This is a genomic window from Planktomarina temperata RCA23, from assembly GCF_000738435.1.
Taxonomy (GTDB): domain Bacteria; phylum Pseudomonadota; class Alphaproteobacteria; order Rhodobacterales; family Rhodobacteraceae; genus Planktomarina; species Planktomarina temperata.
The window spans coordinates 1,299,563-1,323,458 of record NZ_CP003984.1 but is presented as its reverse complement, the minus strand read 5'-3'; the positions used below and the strand labels follow the sequence as shown (position 1 = coordinate 1,323,458).

Sequence of the window (23,896 nt, the reverse complement as noted above, 5' to 3'; positions counted from 1 at the left end):
GGGCCCAATACTATTGCTAATTGGCGCTTTACATTTCGTTATAGGGTACTGGGCCTATCAAAATTCAAGCGAGCAACAAAGCAATTAACCCTCCCTCTCCACAAACCATGATCTGTATAACGGCCCATATACATATACCAGTGTACCCCCCATGGCTCCTGCATACCCCTATGCGATAGGTAACTGTCCTACATTGAACACCGAAGGTTAGGGTCACTTTAGGTGTACATCACGTACAGTGTATCACCATCACCACCATCACATCCCCTGTACTAGTAACGATAAGGGTGCTGTCAGACTAATGAGAACTCGCATCGGATTGCTGGCGCAGCCTGAATCTATGCGCTCAATAGTTGGCGCCACTCAGCAAGAGCGGCGGTTCGATTGAGGTGAATGGCGAGTGTTTTGTCTTTCACGCACGCCACAAACCCACTTTGCCTGCTTCAAGCAAGTTTACTTTGATAGCGCTCAGATTATACGATGAGTTGGTCAATAGTCTTCGGGTGTTCGGTAACTGGCTCATAACCGTCTTGAGTGATGATAAAGCTATCACCAATTTGGGCGCGAAATTCATCAACTGCTACAGATCCATCCACTGCCAGAACCATACCTGGCTGAAGGATTGTTGTATCTCCCGTGACCAATTGTGGGGCCTCCAGAAAACTGAAACCTGTTGCACGGCCGCAACGGAACGGATACGCGTACCCTGCACTTTGAATAACTTCTGCGTAAGCTGCGTGAACGCTTTCAGCCGTAACACCGGGGCGTAACGCATCAAGCGCGGCTTGCTGGCTGGCCAATGCGACTTCGTAAACAGCAGCTTGAGACGTATCCATCATCTCACCGATCCAGAACGTTCGGTCAAAACCTAACTTGAACCGGTGAAAATTCGTCATGCCACAAAAGCAGAGAAACACTGGCTCGCCACGACGCATAACACGTGTTGTGGCACGGTGGTGAGTTTTAGTAATCGTCTCGCCGGATGCCATAATTTGCAGGAAATGCGTATTCGGCGACATATCGACGTCGCCATAATGCGTGGTTAAAAGTTCTGCCGCTTTGCGCGTGCCTGCTTCCGACGTTGCAATTGCTATTTCGTATTCAGGCACACGATCCCCAATGGCAGCGCGGCCGGCGTCCATCATGGCGTTTGCGACCAGACCCGCATGGCGGGCAAGCTGTAGCTCTTGCGTCGATTTGATCATACGCATCTCAGATAGGATAGGTGTGATCGAAATGAGATGTCTTGCACCAACCAGTCCATCAACATATCTGCGTACAAGAGCCGGCATGTGATCTGGCTCTATCCCAATAAGCGCCGCCCCTTTTACCGCAGCAGGTATTTCAGCGCGCCATTCCGCCCCCATACCATCGTTCCACGCCGCAATCTTGTCCACGCGCGCCGCAGATTGAGCCGTGTTGAGGTCAATTGTAGGCGTGATCAATAGGCTAGGACCGTCGCGTAACACTATAAGTATGGTCGGACGGCCAAATTCCATGTGCAAGTAGTCGTAGTAGCCTGTGAGGTAATATACATTGTCATCATCGGTAATAAGAGCGACGTCGAGGCCTTTTTCGCCCATTTCGGCGCGAAAAATGTTCATACGGGTTTCAAACATAACTACTCACCCTTACTTTTGGTCACCGGTAGACGGTCACGCACCAGTTGCGCCCAAAAGGCGGCACCAATTGGCAATAGATCATCATTGAAATCATAATCGTCCGAATGCAGCGGCTGGCCACAAGGCCCCTCTTGCCCGTTGCCCAGTAGCAAGAAACACCCCGGCACAGCGGTCGAGAAATGAGCAAAGTCCTCTGAAAAACTCATGGGTTCGCGATTACCGTTTGTCTCAAGTCCTAAAGAGCGAGCTGTGCTTACAGCAGCGTGAGTTGGCTCGGGGGCATTGATCGTCTCAATAAACTCTGTGTTGAAATTTACGGACACAGTCACACCGTGAGCGGCTCCAATACCTTCCGCAAGCTGGCGCATCAGACGCGCGACTTCTTCGCGATCTGCTGGCAACCGTGCGCGCACATCACCTTTTAGGGTTGCGGTACCTGGTAGGACATTGCGTTGCCCATCGGTCAGGAATTCCGTTACTGAAACGACAACGCCCGCACCCGGTGCAAGCTTTCGCGAGACGATGGTTTGTAAAGCCTGCACGATCTCTGCCCCTATAGTGATAGCATCTCGCCCCACCTGCGGCATTGACGCGTGACCACCTTGTCCTTCGATCAATATTTCAAATAGGCTTTCGCTTGAACAAATTTGACCGGTCCGCGTGGAAACCTGCCCCAAAGGCGCACCCGGAAGATTGTGAATGGCATAGATTTCTTCAACGGGAAAACGCTCCAGTAGGCCCTCAGTGATCATGGCCCGCGCACCCAATCCGTGTTCTTCGTTAGGCTGGAATATGAACAGCACCGTACCGTCGAATTCGGCCTCTTCTGCAAGCGCTGCCGCCGCGCCCAAAAGCATTGTCATATGGCCGTCATGGCCACAGGCGTGCATCACGCCAGCTGTCTGTGACGCATAGTCATGGCTGCTTGTCTCATGGATCGGCAGCGCGTCCATGTCAGCCCGCAGAGCAATGACACGATTACCTGTTCCGCGTTTGTGGACGCCAACAACGCCCGCGCCGATATGCGTCTCAATTCCCAGATCTTCGAGGATACCCGCGACCCGTGCTTTCGTCCTTTCCTCAGCAAACCCAAGTTCTGGCATTCTATGAAATTCATGGCGTAGGACAGTCAAATCAATTGGCGGCATAAGTTTGTCTCACAAAATGGTTCCCCAAGAGGTTAGCTTGAATAATCAGGCATGCAGGCAAGAAAACGACCTCTTGCAGGAAAGTTTACAAACGCCTCAATTAACTTCGCAAGTCCGAAGCGCGACGTACAGGGCAGCATGAACATTACGCCTAGAATTGTCAAAAGGTGCTTTCAAACGGTGCTGTCAGACGAATGAGAACTCGCATCAGATTGCAGGCGCAGCCTGAACCTATGCGCTCAATAGTTGGCGCCACTCAGCAAGAGCAGCGGTTCGATTGAGCTTGAAATTGTCTCGTGAGTAGAAGTGGCGTTCCTGCACCCTGTCACAGTCAACCTCACCCCACACGCAACCTGTGTAGCGCCTGAACAAACCAGGCCGTCTCAGCAGGTAAAAAGCATCACAGCCAGGCGGATGATCTCTGGGCGTGTTTTGAAGCACCTGAATGGAGAGCGTTTTGTCATACGAAGAGGCTACGAAACAGCCCGCCCCGTCTCAAGCTCGTTTGGTCTGACAGTACCCATAGGGGCCTTCTGGATTTGCCTTTATGCTGGGCTTTCTCATTTTGCGTTTCACTACTCAGCATTAATTTCTGTTACGTAGAATTCGTCTCATCCTGGGACACACAAACAAAATGTATATAAGAACCGGTGGGATCGCTTGGTGTTACTCACACTTGCCAAAGTGAAACCCAGGCAGAATTTCTTTTCGAAGATTGGACGCATGCGGTGAGAAAGCGAACGCCTTCAATACCTTCCTCGATACCTTGCAGTTTGATATCCGTTGGAATGGGTTTTGCAGCACCCACCGCTCTTATAGCTTTTGCAGCTTCCGTATAAATGTTTGCAAACCCTTCTAAGTACCCTTCGGGATGCCCCCCAGGGGTGCGGCTGACAGCATTTGCAGAGTCTGCCGCGCCACTACCAGCACGGGTTAACAGCTGCTTTGGAGCCCCATATGGTGAATACCAAAGATAATTTGGATCTTCCTGGCTCCACTCTATGCCGCCATTTTCACCAAAAATACGTAAGCGTAGGTTATTTTCATTACCCGGAGCGACCTGGCTACACCACAACATTCCCTTTGCTCCGCCTTCAAATCGCATCATTACATGTGCGTTGTCATCAAGTCTCCTTCCAGGCACAAAAGAATCAAGGTCTGCTGCCAAACTATCTAGTTTATATCCGGTCACAAACCGTGCCAAATTGTAGGCGTGAGTCCCTATATCGCCAATCGCTCCTCCAACTCCTGAGCGAGCAGGATCTGTGCGCCATTCCGCCTGCTTTACTCCCAACTCTTCTGCAGGTTCGGTAAGCCAATCCTGAACATACTCAACTTGAATCATCCGCAAATTTCCCAATGTGTCATCCGCAATCATTTCTTTGGCCTGACGGATCATTGGGTAACCAGTGTAATTGTGTGACAGAATAAAGAGTGCGTCTGACTTCCTGACGGCGACCTCCATTTTTTTTGCATCTGAAAGAGTTGACGTCAAAGGCTTGTCGCAGATAACGTGTATACCTCGTTTTATAAATTCTCGGGCCACTGGATAGTGCAAGTGATTTGGCGTGACAATTGCGACAGCTTCGATCCCATCTTTCAGTCGGGCTTCGCGTTTAGCCATATCCAAAAATGTCGGGTAGGTCCGGTCGGCTGCAAGACCTAAAGCTTTACCGGATGCCATCGCCTTTTCAGGAGTTGATGATAACGCACCTGCAGTGAGGACAAATTCACCATCTAAGCGAGCTGCGATACGGTGTACTGCACCGATAGATGCATCATTACCACCGCCCACCATTCCTAATTTAATTGGATCACTCATAGTTCAACTTTCCAATCCAAGCATTTTGCGGTTCTCAGCTTCGTTGTATTCGACCCCTGCAAAATCATCGAATGCGTGAGGTGTCACACGAATGATTTGGTCTTTCACAAACTGAGCGCCTTCCTTGGCACCATCTTCTGGATGCTTAATCGCGCACTCCCACTCGACAACCGCCCAACCATCGAAATTATTGGTTGCCATCTTCGAAAAAATTGCTCCGAAGTCTATTTGGCCATCGCCAAGACTGCGGAAGCGGCCCGCACGGTCTGCCCAAGCTTGAAATCCACCATATATTCCTTTTCTGCCAGTTGGATTGAATTCTGCGTCTTTGACATGAAACATTTTTATACGCTCGGCATATATGTCGATGTTGTCCAGATAATCTAATTGCTGCAGAAGGTAATGGCTGGGATCATATAGCATGTTGCAACGAGCGTGGTTGTCAACACGCTCCAGAAACATTTCAAAAGTATCGCCGTCGTGTAAATCTTCACCCGGATGTATTTCATAGCAAATGTCGACACCATTGGTTTCCGCGTGATCGAGAATGGGCATCCAGCGGTGAGCTAGTTCGTCAAAGGCTGTTTCAACTAGGCCAGTGGGTCGTTGCGGCCAAGGGTATAAATATGGCCATGCAAGTGCTCCAGAAAACGTCGCATGTTCAGAAATTCCCATGTTTCGCGAAGCTGTGATCGCTTTCTTGACTTGATCAACTGCCCATTCCTGTCGAGCAGCAGGTCTCCCCCGAAAGTGCTCAGGACAGAATCCGTCGAATGCAGTGTCATAAGCCGGATGCACCGCAACGAGCTGACCTTGCAAGTGGCTAGACAATTCCGTCACGACAATACCATTCATCGCAGCCTGCCCCTTGAATTCGTCACAATAATTTTTGCTTTCTGCGGCGAGGTCTAAGTCAATAAGACGTTTGTCCCAACTTGGAACTTGAACGCCTATATAGCCACACTCAGCGGCCCATTTAGTGATCGATTGCCATGAATTGAAAGGCGACTTATCACCAACAAATTGCGCTAAAAATAAAGCTGGGCCCTTGATTGTTTTCATGTCTTCTCCATCGAGTGTTTTTACATCAAAGCGTTTTCATTTTGATTGAATCAGAAAGGTCCTAATTTCAACTTATTAAAGAGTTCTAAATGTTGGTGTGATTTGCGCCTCCATCACGCCATCTTGCTAAGCATTGCAAGGTAACGAATATTTACCGGACATGCCAAAAGCCTGTGAACCTGCAAAAACAACGGCTCAAGATGCGACATTCTCAAATGGGCGTCCAGATCTTCTTGAGATCTCCAGTTTTCATAGAAAACAAAGACGCACGTGTCTTCTGCATCGACATGGAAATCATAGTTGATGCAACCATTTTCCTTACGAGTTGGCTCAACCTGCGCAGACAAAAGCGCATACAGTTCCTCGCGTGTTTCCGGCTTTGCAGTTACAGTACCTATGATGGTAACATTTTTCATTTTCACGCTCTTTTCTGGCTAAGCGCAACAGCAAGAATAATGATACCACCGCGTGCGATCAGTTGTTGACTAAACTCCAGCCCCATCAGAATTAATCCATTGTTAATAAGGCCAATCATGAGCGCGCCAACGATGGTGCCTATAACGGTTCCTTTACCACCAAAAAGCGAGGTTCCGCCCAGCACAGCCGCGGCGATAACTGATAGCTCGTCTCCTTCGCCTAGCTGAAATCGGCCCGATTGCAGTCGGCCCGCATAAAACATCCCAGCCAAAGCCGCAGCAGTAGATGAAATGACCAGAACCCGAAACTTGATCTTGGCGGTGTTGATGCCGGAATAGCCAGCGGCTTGCTCGCCACCACCTGTTGCGAGCACCCTGCGACCAAAACCAGTACGGCGTAAGACTACATGACCGATTGCACTAAAAATCAAAATCCAAAAAAGCAATACCGGAATGGGCCCGATGGAGCCACCGCCAAACCACCAGGCATAGCTTTGTGACAAGATCGGAACTGCGGATGTGCCCGAAACCCACATCGCAATTCCTTTTGCAATACCCATCATTGCGAGTGTCGTTAAAAACGAAGGGATACCAATTTTTGTAGTTAGCCAGCCGTTAAAGGTGCCGATGGCAATGCCTGTTGCCAGACCTGCAAGAATCCCCGCAAATGGCCCAGCAACAGAAATCACCATGGCAACAGTGACACTGGAGAGGCCCGCGACAGCACCAACAGACAGATCAATTTCACCTGCAGACAACACGAAAGTCATTGCTATAGCCATCACGGCGATCATCGCTGTCTGGCGGACAATGTTGAGCAGATTGTTTGGGTTCAGAAACCCCCTGTCATTCAGCGTAAGCGCAAAGACCACAAAGATCGCAATAAAACCGATATAGATGATATTTTGCCGCCAATTTTGTAGAAAGGCGCCGACCAAGCCAGCGGCGTGGGTTGTGTCACTGTTGGGCATGGGAAATCTCCTGCCCTGCAGCGAGGGCTTCTTGAATAGAAATTTGCAACCGCTGTTCAGCGGCTTGCAAGCGGTGTGTGATGTCGGTATTTGCCTCAGCTGGATCATCCAGCGCGGCGCGTGAAAAATCCTCATAGACGCGTCCGTCAGCCATTACGACAATCCGATCGCAGGCAGTCAAAAGCTCCGATAACTCCGAGGAAATCATTAGAATTGCTTTGCCGTTCGCGGCCAGCTCACGCACTAGTCTGATAATTTCGGATTTTGATCCGATGTCGATGCCTGCTGTTGGCTCGTCAAGCACCAACACGTCCGGGTCAACGGCCAACCATTTGCCAATGACGACCTTTTGCTGATTGCCGCCCGAAAGCGTGCTAACAGAATGATCGCAGCTTGCTGTTTTGATCGAAAGCCGCTCGATTTGGGCGTTTGTCGCTGCGTGCGCCTTAGCTGCAATGACAAAGCCTGCCTTTGAAAGACCATCCAGCGCAGCAAGTGTTAGGTTGTCGGAAACTGAATGAGCTGCGATGATACCTTGCGTCGCTCGAGCTTCAGGCACAAGTGCCACACCCGCTGTGATTGCGTCACCGGGACGACGGAAACTAACAGGGCGGTCGTTGATGCGAATTTCACCAGAAACCACTGGTTCAATCCCTGCGACAAGTTTTGCGAGAGATGTGCGGCCCGAGCCAAGGAGGCCAGCCAACCCGACGACCTCACCTTTGTAAATCGTGAGCGAGATATTATCGGGTTTATTACGACCCGACACGTTGCGCAGCTCCAGAGCTATATCACCGCGAACAGCATCGCTCCGTTCTATATCAGCAAGGCCAAGGGACCGTTTTCCAACGATATGTTCGATCATCGTATCGATTGGTAGGTCGCCGATAGCAGCTGTAATAACATGCTTACCGTCACGCAAGATCGTAGCACGGTCAGCGATGCGGGCAATTTCGTCCATTCGATGACTTACATATATGACCGCAACACCTTGCTTCTTCAGTTTGCGCAGGAAGGTGAACAGCCTATCTACATCAGATATCGCCAAAGCAGTGGATGGTTCATCAAGCACTAGAATGCGTGCGTTTTGGGAAATAGCCTTGACGATTTCAGTCAGTTGTTTTTGCCCTGCACCAAGATCACCAACAATTGCGCGCGGATCAACGTCTACACCAAGCATTGCAAAGAGTTTGGCGGCTTTGCGCTCTGCCTTTTTATCGTCGATTAGACCGCCTGACTTCGTCTCGCGCGTCAAAAAAACGTTTTGAGCCACAGTTAGCGTCGGGATCAAGCTCATTTCTTGATAATTCATTGCAATCCCTGCAGCGCGAGAGGCTTCGGGTGTATGAATGGTGAGTGGTACACCCAATACTTCAATTGTGCCGGCCGACGGTACATGCACGCCGTTCAGAACCTTCAGGATCGTTGATTTTCCGGCACCGTTGCCGCCCAAAAGTGCGTGGACTTCTCCTGCCAAAACTTCAAAGTTAACATTTTTCAGGGCTTTAACACCGCCAAAGTTTTTTGAAATGCCGGCCATGCGGACGGCAACGGTTGACATTATACCTTCTCCCAAGCGCTTGTTTCACCCGATCGGATGAGGGCATCGGCAACCTTTTCAATTAAAAGTGCCTCTTCAAAATTTGGCGAGGGCTGAGAACCATTCATGATCGCTTTGCAGAAATCATAACACTCGATGATCTTGGTCTCACCGTAACCTATGCCCAGTGCTGGGATCGGCCAAAGGCCTTCACCATAGGGATGGGCAGGGCCTGTGTAGATAGTACGGAAGCCACGTGAATTAACCGGATCATCGGCGAACATAACCTGTAATTCGTCCCGGCGTTCGTAGTTGAACAGAATCGAGCCTTTCGTCCCGTGGATTTCCAGCGTGATGAAGTTATTGCGACCCCATGCGTTGCGGCTGGCCTCGATACTGCCAACAGCGCCAGATTTAAAGCGCACCATCGACATGACTTCATCATCAACATCAACTTCGGCGCGTTCAGCGTCGGCAGATTTGTCGGATGCCCCCAGTTTGTCGACACCGCCTTGTTGCATCGGGCGGGTTTTTACGTAGGTCGAAGTAATCGCTTGCACGGTGTCTATGGGACCCACAAGATAGTGTGCCATATCAACTACATGGGTGCCAATATCGCCGATTGCGCCTGACCCTGCTATCTTCTTTTGAAAGCGCCAGGATAACGGCCCATTTGGATCTGCGGACCAGTCTTGCAAATAAGTGCCACGAAAGTTGGTTATGTCGCCGATTTTACCTTCATCAATGAATTTCTTGGCGAGAGCGACAGCGGGTGTACGGCGATAGTTAAAGGCGACCATCGTTGTAGCGTTGGACGCACGGGCGGCCTTCGCCATTGCGACAGATTCCGCAAGTGTCCCGGCAAGTGGCTTCTCGCAAATTACATGTTTACCAGCTTTCAAGGCTTCAATTGCGATTTCAGCGTGAGAATTGTTTGGAGTGCAAATATCGACAATGTCGATGTCGGGGCGGTTGACAATCGCTTTCCAGTCACTTGATGCTTCTTCAAAACCGAAACGGTCACGCGCCTCTTGAGCGGCCTCTTCGGTTAAATCGACCACCACCTTCCGGTGGGGTATTGCCGGGGCAGGCCAAAAAAACATTGGCATCGCTGCATATGCCAAGGCATGTGCCTTACCCATGAAGCCGCCACCAATTAGTGCAACGTTTAGTGTTTTAGTCATCGATATGCTCCGTAAATAAAATGTGTAAAGTGGTCCTGCGGCGCGAGAACTGCCACAGGACCTTTGCAAAGTCAGTTCATACTATTTTGAATATTTTTCGTCGCTTCGGAGCGGTATACTGTCTCCCAGGCTTCGAGCAGGTTGTCTTTGGTTACTGGAAGAGCAGGAACCGCGACGAATGCAGGGGCTTCTTTGCCCAACAAGCCATAGCCCGCAAGCATCGCTTCAGCAACACCTTGGTCGAAAGGCCGCTGTGCGCCCAAACCCTTGATAAAGCCACCCTGCGCCATATTGATCGCAACGTTTTCGCCGAGGTCAATGGTTGTGATTACCAGGTCGTCCCGGCCGGCAACGCGAGCTGCCGAGATGACACCTTCAGCCGGAACATCCCAAACAGCCCAAATACCATCGAGGTCGGCATGCGACACCAGCATTGCAGAAGCTGCTTTATCTGCGTCGCCCGAGAAATCCGGTCCGCCGATGCCTTGCTCTGCTACAATCTCGATGTTTGGGTAATTCTCATTGATCGTTGCTTTGAACGCATCATAGCGTTGCCGTGTCACAAAAAAATCGGCCGCATGAAAAACGAGACCTATCTGACCACCCTCGTCACCTAATGCCTGCGCCATAAGGTGAGCTGAAGCAACGCCGTTGCCATAGTTGTCAGCCGAAACCACTGAAACGTAGTCCACGCCTGCCGTCATACCCGGAGGGGTGTTTTCCATGAATACAATTTGAACACCAGCCGCAGCCACAGCCTTATAGGCGGCAGCTGTTGCCGATGGGTCTGTTGGAACGGAAACCATGATGTCAGGCTCCATCATCATTATTGTTTCAATATCTGCCACTTGCTTTTCAGGTTTGAAACCAGCATCTGTAACGGCAATAACCTTGATACCCATTTCCCCAAATTGGAACTTGAGGCCTTCGATCTGCGCGCTCGACCAGTCATTACCACCATAGTGCATCACAATGGCTGCGGTCGCATTCATCGCCTTGATCTGATCAATTTCCGTTTGGCTGAGCATGAGGTCTGCTGCAGGGCTTGGATTTTCTCCGCTGGGGCCTTTGGACAGGACTGTTTCCTGTAATGCCGCCAATGCGGCGGACGGATCAGCTACAGCAGGTGCAGTGGACACTGCCAGCCCCAGCGCAGCGGCGATTCCCAAAATATTTCGTTTCATAATCATAGTTCTTCCTCCCAGAAGATTGGGGCGTACCCCGGTTGATGCCAGCAAGTTAGGCTTGGTTTAAATAGTCCATGCTGGAACGCGCCCCATCAGCGGGATCGTCCCAAGCATCAAGTTCAGTGCAGACCCAGCCCGCGAAATTCGTTTCGCGCATAGCTGCAATAATTTCGTCGGTAGGCACATCACCACGATCGAGTGGTGTGAATGCAAAGGGCTCTTTTTGGAAACCCTTTAGGTGGACATAGGAAATACGATCAGCAAATTCGCGGATCAGCTGCGCTGGATCGCCACCAGCAGCAGCCAAGTGTGCTGTGTCCGGACAAAAGTCTATTGAAGTCAGACGGAAGATACGGCGCACCTCTTCGGGGCCCTCGACGATTGTCGACAGATGTGGATGGAAATGCGCAGTAAGATTACGATCCTCAGCCAATGACTTAACCCGATCAAGTGCCGCCCCCAATTTATCATAGTCCGTATCGCGAATACCATCAAAACGCTTAGCGCCACCCCCAACTACCAAATGCGGGGCATCTAGTTCTGCGGCACGGTCAGCGGCTCGTGTGATGCGCGCCAGTTCCTCTGGCAGTATGTCGTCAAAAATGAAGTTGGCACCAGAATAAGTGGCAACCAAAAATAAGCCGTTGTTGGCAAGCACAGTGCGAAAATCGGCGGCGCTATAGTCGAGCAGGTTGCCGTCAAACAATTCAACACCTTTATAACCCGCAGAAGCGATCTCCGCGCACGCTCGATCCATGTCACCAAATGTACGATAGCTGAGCTGCGAGATCGAGGTCACCCCCTCTGCATTGCCGCCAAGATCACCCCAACAATTTGCTTGATACGCAAGCTTCCAGTCACCCATGTTGTCCTCCCAAATTCGGCAAGTAAAGCCGTTCGACTTAACTGATAAGGTATAATTTAAACTTTAGTCAACACTATTTATGCATAAGTAATATAACTTTTGCATTTTAGCAGCAAAAGTTAGGACTTGCCTTGCAAATACTCGGGAACTATTGTTGTAAATTATCATATGAAGAGTCAAAATTTCGTGAACACAGACAAATCAGCGCCGAAACGCCAAAGGGGCAAAGGACGGCAGCGTAACAGCGAAGCGGCTACAGCAAGCCTTGTAGCTATACTGAACCATGTGCGTTTGAGTGAAGCGACAACCCGCCATGAACTAGAGCGTGTCAGCGAATATGGGCGGGCTATTATTGCCGACAGACTTGCGATTCTTTCGGAATTGGTTTTGGTTAGCGAAAGTGAAACGGGCGTAGCGACAGGTGGCCGGGCGCCGCGCCTCGTCCAATTCACTAAAGATCGCGCCCGACTTGTTGTTGTCACACTTGACCAATCGGCCATCGGCGTTGGACTTGCCGACCTGCAGGGCAAGCTCATTATGGAACATCACGAAGCAATCAACATCGCGAATCAGACCTTAACTGCGGACCGTGTCTGCACCTTGATTAATTGGCTGATGACGCGGCAACCAAAAATTCCCAATTTGTGGGGTATTTCAATTTCCGTACCTGGCCCGGTTCTCACCGATCCCAACATCCCATTTCTGCTCGAAACCCCTAACTTCCTGCCTAATTGGGACAACAGCGGTTTTGTCGAGGCACTAATGCAGCGGTTTAAAGTCCCCGTCTGGATGCACTCTAACGTTGAGACGATGACGATGGGGGAATTGAATGGCGGTGCTGGGATAGGTCAACAAACCATGCTATTTATCAAAGTCGGCCAGCGAATTGGTGCCGGTCTGGTCAGCAACGGTAAACCTTACCACGGTGCTGCTGGCGCCGTTGGTTTAATTGGACAATTGCCAGTGACATCTGACGACACCACTGGTTCACTGGATGCTATGGCTGGTGCCAGTATGATCAAGGCGAAGGGCATCAAGGCCGCACAATCTGGGGAAAGCGCCTATCTGGCTGAATTGCTTGAACGTGAAAAAAATATAACGGCGGTTGAAGTTTGTCAGGCGGCACAAATGGGCGATTCCGTGAGTACAGAAATCGTCGTGCAGAGCGGTCGCCTCATTGGCGGCGTCGTGGCAACCCTTGCTAACATGCTAAACCCACAACTTATCGTCTTCGCCGGGTCGATAGCTCAGACGAATGACATCTTGCTCGCAAGCATACGTGAAACCGTTTATGGCGCATCGCATCCGCTAGTCACCCGAGATCTGCGCATCCTGCGGTCGCAAATGGGCAATTCCGCCGCCCTTTTAGGTGCGGCGGGCATCGCTGTTTCCGCGCTCTTTGAGCCGGTCTTTTTGAAAGACTGGATATTGTTGGGAACTCCAACTCAGCATCCAGACTTTGTATACGGCCTAGAAACTTTGAACTCTATTACGCGGCAAGCCGACGACGAGGCCCAAGCTCCACCGAGCAGTTGAAGGAATTGGCATGACAATATTTGGACTTGGACCACACGGTGAACGCGCTTCGCCACCAGAGCGCGTTACTCTTTTACCACAGGACATAACTGCGGCACGTGCAAAAAAATTACGCGTCGCAATCGTCATGCACACTCTTGAAAGCGACTGGGCCAGGCATGTCGTACAGGGCATCATTGGAACATTGGGTGAATGCGGTGCGATCGTCATTGACGTTGTAGATTGTAACTTTTCATCCAAAGCGCAAATTGATGCATTGGACCGTTTGCGGGGCGACAATCCTGATGCGATTATTTCGCTTCCCGTCAATAATACAGCCGTCACAAATGCCCACCTTGCGGTCTCGGGTGCAGGCATAAAACTCGTTTTGATTGACAATGCCCCCACTGGGATGCTTCCAGGCAAAGATTATGTCTCTCTTGTTTCAGCTGACAACTTTGGGTTGGGCGAAATTGCAGCCGAGCTTCTGTCTGCCGGCTTACCGCAGGGCGCTTCTGCCGGGATGCTGGCTTATGATTCTGATTTTTTTGCCACGAATGAACGCGAAATCGCTTTTAGTCGTTGGATGGAGATCAACCGTCCTGACGTCGCGGTGAAAACAGCGAGGTTCTCAACCATCGACAGCGCCGGCAACGAAGCTGTCCAACTCATCAGTGATCACTCGGAAATTTTAGGGCTGTTCGTAGTCTGGGATACCCCCTGCGTTAAGGTCATCAGTGCAGTTTCAAAACGGAACCCAGATATGCCCATTACAACGGTGGATCTTGGGCAAGAGATGACAGAAAGTCTTGCAAAAGGAGTGCCTGTGATTGGGATTGCAGGCCAGCGTCCTTTTCAGCAAGGTGAGGCCGTCGCCCACACTACAATCACGGCATTGCTTGACCGCCCATGCCCAGATTGGATTGCCTTGCCTGGCTTAACTGTCTCTCGATCAAATGTTGTTGAAAGTTATCAGGCCATCTGGCGCAAAGCTGTATCTCGCCACATTTTGGTCCAACTCAAGGTGCTGTCAAACAAATAAGAACTCGCATCGGATTGCAGGATGAGCCTAAATCTACGCGCTCTATAATTGACGCCACTCAGCGAGAGCAGTGGCACGGTTCAGCTTGAAATTGGTGCGTGAATAAAGATGGCGTTAGCAAACAAAACCCCGCCCAAATGAACCTACGCCCCCAATACTAAAGGCCCGTGGTCCGAGACGCGGGGCCCTATGATAGGGGGGCCCGGTCCGTGGTCCTGCGTGTGAACTGTAGCGATTACGTACAGTAACCCTCTGCCGTTGGTCCAAGGACCGCGGCCCGAGCAAAACTATCCAACGCCACCTGTGCACAGGTAACACTGAAGGCGGAAACGTGGATGGGTGCTTTACTATCCGTGGACCTTGGCTCTTGATCCCCAGTCCACAGACCTAAGCAAGATGGTCCAGGAACCCCGGGCCAGGTTTCATGTACCTAAATGGGGAGTGTTTTGTTATACGGAGAGGCTACGAAACCGCCCGCCCCGTCTCAAGCTCGTTTTGTCTGACAGTACCCGCTTACAGCTTTGTGGATTGCATCCACCCGCTGCATCGCTTGGCCGACAAGCACATCAACCTGCCGCAACTTCTGAACTATTTCCTCGAGCTTGTGCCGCTTGTTTGCCATCCTTCGTCCTCCGTTTTCTAAACATAACGGTGGGCCAAATCAGATGGGGTATTCCAGCCTTACATCATTACTACTATCTATTGTCTGTCTGTACTGCTATGTTATGCTGATGTCAGAAGCCCTGCGCATACGTTCTGGTAGTTTTGGCCGTGTCGCACTACTGGACATGGATCGCAATCTTGTGCGGCACGCTCATCCCCACTGCCATGTCCTTTTGAAAGTCGATGGTGCTGACACGCAGTTTCTTGTCGGCGAGACTGTAGCGCACCTCACGGATGAAAGCGCTGTTTTGGTGAATGCCTGGACGCCGCATGCCTATGTTCATAAGCCGGATCAGCCGCGTTGCCTAATCCTTGCCCTCTATATTGAACCGATCTGGCTGGCAGAGTTCCGAAAGAATTGGGCTTCGTCAGGCGATACCGGGTTCTTCGCATCCGCCACAGGTGCCATAACGCTAAACATCCGCAAATTGTCGATGGCGCTGGCCACGTCCATGATCCATGCGCCGACGGATGTCGTAGAGCACGAGAAATTGCTCGGTGACCTGATGATCGCCGTGATCGAACGCTTTACAGAATGGCGCAGTGTCGGGGCGGGACTGCGCGAGGCGTCGCGCGTGCAATCGGTGGACTGGCGCGTACGAAAAGCCATAGCCATGATCCGACGCGAACCGGGCGAGGTCGACAATATCGAGCGACTGGCGGCAGAGGCAGGCATGAGCCGCGCCAATTTCTTCCGTGTGTTCGAAGCCTCGACCGGCGTAAGCCCGCGCGTCTTTCTGAATGTTGTGCGACTGGAGCAGGCCATTTTCGGAACAGTCAATGGCGATATGAGTTTTGGCCAAATGTCCGATAAGCTCGGCTTTTCCACCCAAGCGCACTTTACCCGCTTTTTCCGCGATCACGCCGGTGTTGCGCCCAGCCAGTTTCGGTCCATCGCCCGGATCGGGGATATAGGCGAAGCCTTCCATCTTTGAGACTCTAGGGTAAATTCTGCGATGCCTCGGTATCGATTTACAGCCAGATTGTAATCCACCGTACCTGATAAGAGCTCGAATACGCTCATCAGGGAGGCTGCCATTAATGGCATTTGATACAAAGACAGCGGACGTGGAAGAGCGCATCGAGGATGGCGCGCTCCTGTCCGGATCGGCACAATTCATTGACGACCTGCCCTTCGCCGTAGGCACGTTGCACGCCGCTATTCTGCGCGCTCCACATGCCCATGCCAGCATTGTCTCGATAGATAGTAGTCGCGCCCGCGCTTTGCCGGGTGTGGCTGCGGTAATCGACGGCACCGCCTTGGCCAAAGTGTCGGAACCCCTGATGGTCGGCGTCAAAATTCCGATCAAATGCTGGCCGATGGCTGTGGATCGCGCGCGATATGTCGGGGAACCGGTGGTGGTTGTGCTGGCCGAAGACCGTTATGTTGCCGAAGATGCGCTTGACCTGATCGAGGTGAACTACACCCCGTTACCGCCGGTGATCGACCCTGAGGCCGCCTTGGACATGAACGCGTATGTCCTGCACGAAGAACTTGAAAACAACCTCGGTTCGGAACGCACATTCCGCTATGGTGACCCAGAATCTGCCCGCGAGGCTGCTCCACGCTGCATCGCGGTCAAGGTCCGCTATCCCCGCAATTCCTGCACGCCGATGGAAACCTACGGGGTTCTGGCCGAATACGATCCGCACGGTACCGGATATGACATTCAGGCGAACTTCCAGGGTCCGTTTTCGATTCATCCCGTAATCGCGCGTGCGCTGAAGGTTCCTGGAAGCAAGCTGCGACTGCGCACCCCGCCGAATTCCGGCGGCAGTTTTGGGGTCAAGCAGGGAGTATTCCCCTATATCGTTCTGATGGCTGCCTGCGCCCGCATCGCGGCCCGCCCCGTGAAGTGGATCGAAGACCGTCTTGAGCACCTGACCGCGTCGGTGTCCGCAACCAACCGTGTCGTCGAACTGCAAGCCGCCGTCGAGCCTGACGGCCGCGTGACAGCTCTGTTCTGGGATCAGATCGAAGATGTCGGAGCCTATCTGCGCGCTCCTGAACCGGCAACGCTCTACCGGATGCACGGTAATCTTTGCGGTGCTTACGACATTGCGAACCTTTCGGTTCGAAACAGGATCGTGATGACCAACAAGACGCCAACTGGCCTCAACCGGGGTTTTGGAGGGCCGCAGATCTACTACGCGCTGGAACGGCTAATGCAGAGGATCGCCCAGGAACTGGAACTTGATCCGCTTGACGTCATACGCCGCAACCTGATTAGTTCTTTTCCCTACCGGACAGCCAGCGGAACCACTTATGACTCGGGCGATTATGTCCGCGCCTTCGATGTTGCACTGAATGACGGCCGTTATGGCGAGCTGCTGTCTCGACGTGATCTGGCGCGCGCCGCGGGGCGGATCTATGGCATCGGCCTGACTGCTGCAGTCGAGCCGTCGGTTTCGAACATGGGCTATCTTTCCACGGCGCTGACGCCGGCGCAGCGCGCCAAATCTGGCCCGAAAAACGGCGCACATGCTGCAGCTACGATCTCGCTGGATCCAGTGGGATCTGTGACTGTGCAAATAGACAGCGTGCCGCAAGGACAGGGGCACCAGACGGTAGCGGCGAAACTGGTGAGCGGTGTTCTGGGACTTCGCTCCAAAGATGTCAGGGTTGTTGCTGAATTTGATACCGCCAAGGATGCCTGGTCCATCGCCGCCGGCAACTATTCCAGCCGGTTTGCAGCCTCCACTCTTTCGGCAGTGCAACTTGCCGCCGACAGACTGCGCCATCGCCTCGCGCGGATCGCTGCGGGGCAACTGAACGGCCGGCCGGAAGATATCGTCTTTGCCGGAGGGCGCGTACATCTGAATGGCAACCCTGAAGCCAGCATATCCTTTGCGCGTATCGCCTCGGCCAGCCATTGGGCTCCGGGAACGCTGCCCGACGATATGGACCCCGTAGTTCGTGAAACAGCGATCTGGTCGCCCGAAGAATTGGCGGCACCTACTGGCGAGGATGGGATCAATTCCTCGCTGTGTCATTCCTTTATCTTTGATTTTTGTGGTGTAGAGATCGACGCGGTCTCCGGTCAGGTTCGGGTCGACCGTTATGTTACTATGCATGACTGTGGACGCGTTCTGCATGCCGGCATGGTCGAAGGACAAATTCGCGGCGCTTTCGCGCAGGCGATCGGCGCGTCTCTGTTCGAAGAGTTCGCCTACGGTCCGGACGGGGCCTTTCTGGCAGGCACCTTCGCGGATTATCCGGTGCCGACCGTTCTGGAAATCCCAACCTTGGATATCCTGCATATCGAAACGCCGTCGCCGCTGACGCTGACCGGTGCCAAAGGTGTCGGAGAGGGCAACTGCATGTCGACGCCGGTCTGCGTAGCCAATGCCGTCGCCGACGCACTGGCGCCGAAGTGTGGCGCGGTCGACCTTGTCCTGCCGCTGACGCCCGCGCGTATTGCCGAATTTCTGGACGCCGAACCTGCAGCACCGGAAGGCTACCAACCCGCCGCACCTACGACAGGCAAGGGCCTGACGGGGCGAGGCAGAGCCAAGGTGTCCGCGTCGCCGCAGGCAATCTGGGATCTGTTGATGGACCCGGAACAACTTGCAGCGATTATTCCAGGGGCCCACGGCGTCACCCAGCCCAGCGAAGACCGGTTCAGCGCCGATGTGACCCTTGGTGTTGGACCGGTAAAGGGCCGCTACAAGATCGATGTCGCGCTCAGCGAGCTTGATCCGCCAAGCTCCGCCCTCTTGACGGGGCGTGCCGCCGGTGCGCTTGGCATGGGTGAGGGAACGGGACACGTCAGTTTGACCGTGCTGCCTGATGGCGGAACCGAGATCGCCTATGAATACGAAGCCCGTGTCGGTGGCAAGGTCGCCTCCGTGGGCGGTCGCCTGCTGGATGGTGCGGCGCGCATCGTGATCGGGCAGTTCTTTACGGCCCTAGGTCGTCGGGCCGGTGGCCAGCGGAGTCTTTTTGCACGTCTGTTCGTATGGATCGGAGATGGTAAATGAAACCTGCTCCCTTTGACTATTTGCGGGCTGGCACGGTTCAGGAGGCACAGGCAGCGCTGGCTGCCGAAGGCGAAGGCGCCCGGGTCATCGCCGGCGGCCAGTCGCTGGTCGCAATGCTGAACATGCGCCTTGCGCGGCCGACCCTGCTGGTGGACGTAATGCATGTGGCGGGCGGTGCCGAGATACGAGTTGAGCGCGGTCAACTGGTCGTGCCCTTCGCCGTGCGTCAAGCGGCTCTTTTAAATCGACGGGATCTCCTGTCTGAAGTGCCCTTGCTGGCCGCTGCCCTGCCGTGGGTCGGTCACGTCCAGACACGGGCGCGGGGTACGGTTTGCGGCTCTGTCGCGCATGCTGATCCGTCTGCGGAAATCGCTTTGGCTCTGGTGGCCCTCGACGGCAGGGTACATCTGCGCGGGCGCGGTGCGCGCCGCCTTCCCGCTGCCGAATTTTTCACCGGTATGATGCAGACCGCCGCCAGACCGGACGAGATGATCGAAGCGGTCAGCTTCCCGCTCTCCCAAGAAGGCACCGGACACGCCTTCAACGAGGTAGGCATACGCCACGGCGATTTTGCCATTGTTTCCGTTGCCGCAATCGCCACCGGCGACCGACTACGGCTCGCCATCGGTGGCGTCAACGACACGCCGCTGGTGCGCGATTGGTCCTCGCTGGATGAGCGGCAGGTCGACGACGCGCTCAACGATCTCGCTTGGTCGCTCGATGCCCGCAACGATCTCCACGCCACCGCCCGCTACCGCCGGGATCTTGTCCGGCGACTGGGGCGCAAAACCATAAAGGAGGCCCGCCAATGCGCCGCCTGATTGCTGACAAAACGCATTCCATCAGTCTGAAACTTAATGGAAAACCGGTACATGCAGAGGCGGAGCCCCGCATGCTGCTGTCCGATTTTATACGACACGTTCTTGGCGCCAAGGGCACCCATGTTGGCTGTGAACACGGCGTCTGTGGAGCTTGTACGGTTCGCATGGACGACGGTCTCGCCCGTAGCTGCCTGACACTGGCGGTGCAGGCCGACGGAGCCGAAATCGAAACCGTGGAACATCTGGCGCCAGCACCGGGCTCCCTGTCCGTGCTGCAAAATTCATTTCGCCGCCATCATGCCCTGCAATGCGGGTTTTGCACGGCGGGTATCCTAATGTCCCTCGACACACTGTTGCACGATCATCCTGAGGCAGGCGAAACCGAAATCCGCGACGCGCTTGCCGGCCATCTGTGTCGCTGTACCGGATACGAGCCGATTGTCACTGCCGCGATGGAAGCGGCTAAAATTCTGCAAAAGGAGCGTTTGAATGCTTGATCTCGGCAGATCATTTCTGGCCTCTGTGGCCCGTGACCCGAATGCAGTTGCGCTGGTTGATGGCGACCTTCAATTGACCTACGCCGAATGGCTGCCGCGTGTCGCGGCTCTGGCCGATGGATTGCACCGCGTGGGTCTGAAAAAGGGTGATCGTTTGGTCACGGCCCTGCAAAACACCGCAGACGCGGCAACGCTACACTGGGCCTGCCAGTTTACGGGCGTGGTCATCGTTCCGATCAACTGGCGTGTGACACCGGATGAACTTGATTTCGTGCTGGATGACGCAGAAGGCACGGCGCTGGTTTTCGACGCCTCCAGCGAAGACGCTGTCAAAGGTTCGCTCAGGGCTGCGGGAATGCCGTGGATTTCTGTTGAAGCCAACTGCAAGGACGCAATCGATATAGCTGAATTGTACCAGGCTCAGGCCGACGCAATGCCCGTGGCCGGACCGGACGACCTGTCTCTGATGTTCTACACCTCCGGTACCACGGCGAAGCCAAAGGGCGTGCCGCGAAGGCACCAAGCCGAACGCGCTGCAGCGTTGGCGCATGTGGCACAGAACCTAATGCCGCAGGGTGAGCGCACGCTAGGCGTCATGCCTCTCTATCATACGATGGGTGTGCGGTCGCTGCTGGCTGTGATGTTGCTGGGAGGACGCTTTGTCTGCCTACCGCGTTTTGATGTGAAAACTGCGCTTCGATTGATAGAGGATCACGCTATTTCAAGCCTTTATCTGGTTCCGACGCTCTACCACGATATGCTGGAGCATGAAGATTTCGTAACGACTGACATCTCCTCGGTCCGCAGGCTAGGCTTTGCCGGCGCGTCGATGACTGACGGACTGTTGCGCCGTCTCAACGTCGCTTTCAAGCCAGACCTGTTCGTCAACCACTACGGTTCTTCAGAGGTTTACACGTTTTCAATCAACCAGAAGGCATCTCTCAAACAGGGCTCTGCCGGACGCGCCGGTTTGAATCAGCATCTGCGTATTGTCACCGTCGGCAGTGGCGACCCGAGGGCCGAGGTGAGCGTAGGCCAAGAAGGCGAGATCATCGCAACCCTGGCAGGGGATGAGGCCTTTGAAGGATACTGGCGCCGGCCCGAGTCAGACGCCAAGGCGCTACGCGACGGATGGTATTTCACAGGTGACCTGGGCCGGGTGGATTCGGACGGCGACCTATTCGTGACCGGCCGTGTGGATGACATGATCATATCGGGCGGAGAGAATGTCAGCCCGGTCGAGGTCGAAAGCTGCCTGTCCTTACTACCCAGCGTCAGCGAATGTGCGGTTGTTGGACTGCCGGATGAACGTTGGGGCAAGGTCGTAACCGCCTTCGTGCGCCGCTCCGGCCCGCTAACAGCTGATGAAATTGACAGTCACTGCCGGAATTCGGGGCTTGCCGGATACAAGCGACCCCGCCGCATCATATTTGTCAACGATCTGCCGAAATCGCCGGTCGGTAAGCTGCTGCGCCGCGTTCTGGCGGCTGGCAAATACAATCCCGAAACCACTGACGCCTCTGCTGTTGAGAAATAACCTTTTAGGAGAAAACAATGACCGACACTTCAACAGACCCCCGCCTAAGCGACCTTGACGGGTTCCGGGTCGAGATCGACCCGGACCGCCAACGCGGCGACATCATTCTGTCTCGCCCGCCGATGAACGTCATTTGGATGGGGCAGCGGGACCAGCTGCGGGTGGCTTTCGAGGAACTGGACGCGGACGATCGGGTCCGGGTTATTGTCCTGCGCGCCGAGGGGGGCAATTTCTCGTCGGGCGGTTACATCAGAGGTTTCCTTGATGCCTCGCCCGAGCATGTCAGCCATCTTGCGGACAATATCGCCGCGCCCTGGCGCTGCGCGAAACCTGTGATTGCGGCCAATCAGGGCTACACGTTCGGCGTCGGCTTTGAAATTTCGCTGGCATGCGATTTCCGGATTGCCACGCACGGCACGCGCTATGCCCTGCCGGAACAGAAACTCGGCCAGATTCCTGGTTCTGGCGGTTCCGCCCGCCTTATGGGCCTGATCGGCCTTGCCCGCACCAAAGACGTCGTCATGCGCTCGCGCCGGATATCCGGCGAGCAGGCGCGCGATTGGGGCATTGTCGTCGACTGCGTGGCAGTTGACCAACTAGTCGCAGCGACCGACGCGCTGGTTGCAGAGCTGGTGGCGTTTTCGCCGCTGGCGCAACGCACGGCCAAGAAACTTCTGAATGACAGCGAGAATGCGACTGTCGCCTCAGGAATTGAGTTGGAGGGCCACTGTTATAGCCGCCTGCGCCAATCCGAAGATTTCGCAGAAGGCGTTCGCGCTTTTCACGAAAAACGCAGCCCCGCATTCCGCGGATGCTGAACAAAACACCTAAAAACTTCTGGGAGGAAACCTGATGAGACTTAACCTTTTAACGACGACAACAATAGCGATGCTGCTGGCGTCCAGCGCCTACGCGCAGGAAACTATCAAGATCGGTGTGCTTACGCCTCTGTCCGGCACCTATGCCGGCATCGGTCAGCAGGTCCGCTGGGGCATAGACCAGTCGGTGGAAGAGATCAACGCTGCCGGCGGGATCGCCGGTCGTCAGATCGAACTTATCTATGAGGACAGTGAGGCAAATCCCGCAGTTGCCGTCACCAAGGCAGAGAAGCTGTTCACGGTCGACAACGTTGACTTCTTAACCGGTACCGTCAATTCCGGAGCCACGCTGGCTGTAGGCCAAGTCGCTGATCGGGCCGACAAGCTTATCGCGACAACCGTGTCGTTTTCAGATGCGATCACCGGTTCCGGTTGTTCACCGAACGTCTTTCGAGTCAACGCCCGCGCGGGCCAGCAATCGGTGGCGCTTGCGGCATGGCTAAAGCAGGAAAAACCGGGAGCAAAAGTCTATTACCTTGGTCCGGACTATGAAATGGGCCGCTCCACCGTCGCCGCGTTCAAAGAGAGAGCCGAAAGTGTCGGTGCGACATCGACCGGCGAGGTTTTTGCTCCGCTCGACTCAAAGGACTATTCGCAGTATTTCGGTCAATTGCGTGCGGCACGTCCCGATGTCCTCTATACATCGGTCGCCGGCAATGACTCCGTGCGTCTGTTCACACAAATGAACGATTTTGGCGTTAGCGAAGGCCTCACCATCCTTGGCGCATCGGGTACCGTGACAGCGCAGAACATCAATGCGATCGGTGCTGCGGCCGAAGGGTTCATTACCGGCGTTGGGTATTCCGTGCTTATCGACTCCCCAGAGAATAAAGCCTTTACCGAGGCATTCCGCGAGAGGAACGGTGCTGATCCGGACCTGTATGGTGCCGACAGCTATGGTTTGCTGTTCGCCTACAAGGCGGCTGTCGAAGCGGCGGGTGCAACAGACACCGACTCGGTCCGCGCCGCGCTGGAAGGTCTGTCCTGGGAAACGCCGCAAGGCACCAAGACCATTCGGGCAGGCGACCATCAGGCGATGCAGCCGATGTATGTCGTTGAAGTAAAGAACGGCCAGTTCACCATCGCAAGAAGTATCGCCGGCGAAGATGCCATCGGTCCTGACACCTGCGACAAATTCTGAGCGC

Annotated in this window: 19 protein-coding genes and 2 pseudogenes; 9 read left to right on the top strand and 12 right to left on the bottom strand. The window is 53.9% G+C overall.

Annotated features, from left to right (window positions below):
• Positions 1 to 473 precede the first annotated feature (473 nt).
• The 12 genes and pseudogenes from RCA23_RS06240 to RCA23_RS06195 form a co-directional block, all read right to left on the bottom strand.
• The gene (locus RCA23_RS06240) at positions 474 to 1,619 is read right to left on the bottom strand and encodes a M24 family metallopeptidase (RefSeq protein WP_044049580.1); all 1,146 of its coding nucleotides are present in this window, start codon (positions 1,617 to 1,619) and stop codon (positions 474 to 476) included.
• A 2-nt stretch (positions 1,620 to 1,621) separates the two neighbouring features.
• Complete coding sequence (locus RCA23_RS06235; protein ID WP_044049579.1) at positions 1,622 to 2,770, bottom strand: amidohydrolase; 1,149 nt, start codon at positions 2,768 to 2,770, stop codon at positions 1,622 to 1,624.
• A gap of 231 nt (positions 2,771 to 3,001) precedes the next feature.
• Positions 3,002 to 3,088 (bottom strand): annotated as a pseudogene (locus RCA23_RS16765) (IS6 family transposase); the annotation flags it as partial.
• A 74-nt stretch (positions 3,089 to 3,162) separates the two neighbouring features.
• A pseudogene (locus RCA23_RS16995) lies at positions 3,163 to 3,234 on the bottom strand (IS6 family transposase); the annotation flags it as partial.
• Between the two features lie 206 nt (positions 3,235 to 3,440).
• Entirely contained in the window at positions 3,441 to 4,592 is a 1,152-nt protein-coding gene (locus RCA23_RS06230) for a Gfo/Idh/MocA family protein (protein WP_044049578.1), read from the bottom strand.
• Positions 4,593 to 4,595: 3 nt separating this feature from the next.
• Positions 4,596 to 5,654: a sugar phosphate isomerase/epimerase family protein gene (locus RCA23_RS06225; RefSeq protein WP_044049577.1), complete on the bottom strand. Its 1,059-nt coding sequence runs from the start codon at positions 5,652 to 5,654 to the stop codon at positions 4,596 to 4,598.
• A gap of 113 nt (positions 5,655 to 5,767) precedes the next feature.
• On the bottom strand, positions 5,768 to 6,070 hold the full coding sequence (locus RCA23_RS06220) for a putative quinol monooxygenase (RefSeq protein WP_044049576.1): 303 nt from the start codon (positions 6,068 to 6,070) through the stop codon (positions 5,768 to 5,770).
• Positions 6,071 to 6,072: 2 nt separating this feature from the next.
• Positions 6,073 to 7,041, bottom strand: coding sequence for an ABC transporter permease (locus tag RCA23_RS06215; protein ID WP_044049575.1), 969 nt, complete (start codon positions 7,039 to 7,041; stop codon positions 6,073 to 6,075).
• Positions 7,028 to 8,602 carry a sugar ABC transporter ATP-binding protein gene (locus RCA23_RS06210; RefSeq protein WP_044049574.1) on the bottom strand — a complete coding sequence of 525 codons (1,575 nt, stop codon included), beginning with the start codon at positions 8,600 to 8,602 and terminating at the stop codon, positions 7,028 to 7,030. The genes RCA23_RS06215 and RCA23_RS06210 overlap by 14 nt, the downstream gene beginning before the upstream one ends.
• Entirely contained in the window at positions 8,602 to 9,765 is a 1,164-nt protein-coding gene (locus tag RCA23_RS06205; RefSeq protein WP_044049573.1) for a levoglucosan dehydrogenase, read from the bottom strand. The genes RCA23_RS06210 and RCA23_RS06205 overlap by 1 nt, the downstream gene beginning before the upstream one ends.
• 71 nt (positions 9,766 to 9,836) lie before the next feature.
• Positions 9,837 to 10,955, bottom strand: a complete 1,119-nt coding sequence (locus tag RCA23_RS06200; protein WP_044049572.1) for a substrate-binding domain-containing protein — start codon at positions 10,953 to 10,955, stop codon at positions 9,837 to 9,839.
• Positions 10,956 to 11,004: 49 nt separating this feature from the next.
• On the bottom strand, positions 11,005 to 11,817 hold the full coding sequence (locus RCA23_RS06195; RefSeq protein WP_044049571.1) for a sugar phosphate isomerase/epimerase family protein: 813 nt from the start codon (positions 11,815 to 11,817) through the stop codon (positions 11,005 to 11,007).
• Positions 11,818 to 11,985: 168 nt separating this feature from the next.
• Here RCA23_RS06195 and RCA23_RS06190 point away from each other — a divergent pair, with 168 nt between their 5' ends.
• The 9 genes from RCA23_RS06190 to RCA23_RS06150 all read left to right on the top strand — a co-directional run bounded on the left by RCA23_RS06190 (position 11,986) and on the right by RCA23_RS06150 (position 23,892).
• A complete protein-coding gene (locus RCA23_RS06190; protein ID WP_052377069.1) occupies positions 11,986 to 13,353 on the top strand; it encodes an ROK family protein in 1,368 nt (455 codons plus the stop codon).
• A gap of 10 nt (positions 13,354 to 13,363) precedes the next feature.
• Positions 13,364 to 14,374, top strand: a complete 1,011-nt coding sequence (locus tag RCA23_RS06185) for a substrate-binding domain-containing protein (protein WP_044049570.1) — start codon at positions 13,364 to 13,366, stop codon at positions 14,372 to 14,374.
• 725 nt (positions 14,375 to 15,099) lie between these two features.
• Entirely contained in the window at positions 15,100 to 15,972 is an 873-nt protein-coding gene (locus RCA23_RS06180) for a helix-turn-helix domain-containing protein (protein WP_201770479.1), read from the top strand.
• A gap of 106 nt (positions 15,973 to 16,078) precedes the next feature.
• Positions 16,079 to 19,018: a xanthine dehydrogenase family protein molybdopterin-binding subunit gene (locus RCA23_RS06175; protein ID WP_044049569.1), complete on the top strand. Its 2,940-nt coding sequence runs from the start codon at positions 16,079 to 16,081 to the stop codon at positions 19,016 to 19,018.
• The gene (locus RCA23_RS06170; protein WP_044049568.1) at positions 19,015 to 19,839 is read left to right on the top strand and encodes an FAD binding domain-containing protein; all 825 of its coding nucleotides are present in this window, start codon (positions 19,015 to 19,017) and stop codon (positions 19,837 to 19,839) included. The genes RCA23_RS06175 and RCA23_RS06170 overlap by 4 nt, the downstream gene beginning before the upstream one ends.
• Entirely contained in the window at positions 19,827 to 20,336 is a 510-nt protein-coding gene (locus RCA23_RS06165) for a (2Fe-2S)-binding protein (RefSeq protein ID WP_044049567.1), read from the top strand. The genes RCA23_RS06170 and RCA23_RS06165 overlap by 13 nt, the downstream gene beginning before the upstream one ends.
• The gene (locus RCA23_RS06160; protein WP_044049566.1) at positions 20,329 to 21,873 is read left to right on the top strand and encodes an AMP-binding protein; all 1,545 of its coding nucleotides are present in this window, start codon (positions 20,329 to 20,331) and stop codon (positions 21,871 to 21,873) included. The genes RCA23_RS06165 and RCA23_RS06160 overlap by 8 nt, the downstream gene beginning before the upstream one ends.
• Before the next feature lie 17 nt (positions 21,874 to 21,890).
• Positions 21,891 to 22,691, top strand: coding sequence for an enoyl-CoA hydratase/isomerase family protein (locus tag RCA23_RS06155; protein WP_044049565.1), 801 nt, complete (start codon positions 21,891 to 21,893; stop codon positions 22,689 to 22,691).
• A 34-nt stretch (positions 22,692 to 22,725) separates the two neighbouring features.
• Complete coding sequence (locus tag RCA23_RS06150; RefSeq protein ID WP_044049564.1) at positions 22,726 to 23,892, top strand: ABC transporter substrate-binding protein; 1,167 nt, start codon at positions 22,726 to 22,728, stop codon at positions 23,890 to 23,892.
• The last annotated feature ends 4 nt before the right edge of the window (positions 23,893 to 23,896 follow it).

Excerpts from the sequence above, each read along its gene's own strand:
- RCA23_RS06240 (WP_044049580.1), bottom strand. The coding sequence starts at position 1,619 with ATGTTTGAAACCCGTATGAACATTTTTCGCGCCGAAATGGGCGAAAAA.
- RCA23_RS06235 (WP_044049579.1), bottom strand. The coding sequence starts at position 2,770 with ATGCCGCCAATTGATTTGACTGTCCTACGCCATGAATTTCATAGAATG.
- RCA23_RS06230 (WP_044049578.1), bottom strand. The coding sequence starts at position 4,592 with ATGAGTGATCCAATTAAATTAGGAATGGTGGGCGGTGGTAATGATGCA.
- RCA23_RS06225 (WP_044049577.1), bottom strand. The coding sequence starts at position 5,654 with ATGAAAACAATCAAGGGCCCAGCTTTATTTTTAGCGCAATTTGTTGGT.
- RCA23_RS06220 (WP_044049576.1), bottom strand. The coding sequence starts at position 6,070 with ATGAAAAATGTTACCATCATAGGTACTGTAACTGCAAAGCCGGAAACA.
- RCA23_RS06215 (WP_044049575.1), bottom strand. The coding sequence starts at position 7,041 with ATGCCCAACAGTGACACAACCCACGCCGCTGGCTTGGTCGGCGCCTTT.
- RCA23_RS06210 (WP_044049574.1), bottom strand. The coding sequence starts at position 8,602 with ATGTCAACCGTTGCCGTCCGCATGGCCGGCATTTCAAAAAACTTTGGC.
- RCA23_RS06205 (WP_044049573.1), bottom strand. The coding sequence starts at position 9,765 with ATGACTAAAACACTAAACGTTGCACTAATTGGTGGCGGCTTCATGGGT.
- RCA23_RS06200 (WP_044049572.1), bottom strand. The coding sequence starts at position 10,955 with ATGATTATGAAACGAAATATTTTGGGAATCGCCGCTGCGCTGGGGCTG.
- RCA23_RS06195 (WP_044049571.1), bottom strand. The coding sequence starts at position 11,817 with ATGGGTGACTGGAAGCTTGCGTATCAAGCAAATTGTTGGGGTGATCTT.
- RCA23_RS06190 (WP_052377069.1), top strand. The coding sequence starts at position 11,986 with ATGAAGAGTCAAAATTTCGTGAACACAGACAAATCAGCGCCGAAACGC.
- RCA23_RS06185 (WP_044049570.1), top strand. The coding sequence starts at position 13,364 with ATGACAATATTTGGACTTGGACCACACGGTGAACGCGCTTCGCCACCA.
- RCA23_RS06180 (WP_201770479.1), top strand. The coding sequence starts at position 15,100 with ATGCTGATGTCAGAAGCCCTGCGCATACGTTCTGGTAGTTTTGGCCGT.
- RCA23_RS06175 (WP_044049569.1), top strand. The coding sequence starts at position 16,079 with ATGGCATTTGATACAAAGACAGCGGACGTGGAAGAGCGCATCGAGGAT.
- RCA23_RS06170 (WP_044049568.1), top strand. The coding sequence starts at position 19,015 with ATGAAACCTGCTCCCTTTGACTATTTGCGGGCTGGCACGGTTCAGGAG.
- RCA23_RS06165 (WP_044049567.1), top strand. The coding sequence starts at position 19,827 with ATGCGCCGCCTGATTGCTGACAAAACGCATTCCATCAGTCTGAAACTT.
- RCA23_RS06160 (WP_044049566.1), top strand. The coding sequence starts at position 20,329 with ATGCTTGATCTCGGCAGATCATTTCTGGCCTCTGTGGCCCGTGACCCG.
- RCA23_RS06155 (WP_044049565.1), top strand. The coding sequence starts at position 21,891 with ATGACCGACACTTCAACAGACCCCCGCCTAAGCGACCTTGACGGGTTC.
- RCA23_RS06150 (WP_044049564.1), top strand. The coding sequence starts at position 22,726 with ATGAGACTTAACCTTTTAACGACGACAACAATAGCGATGCTGCTGGCG.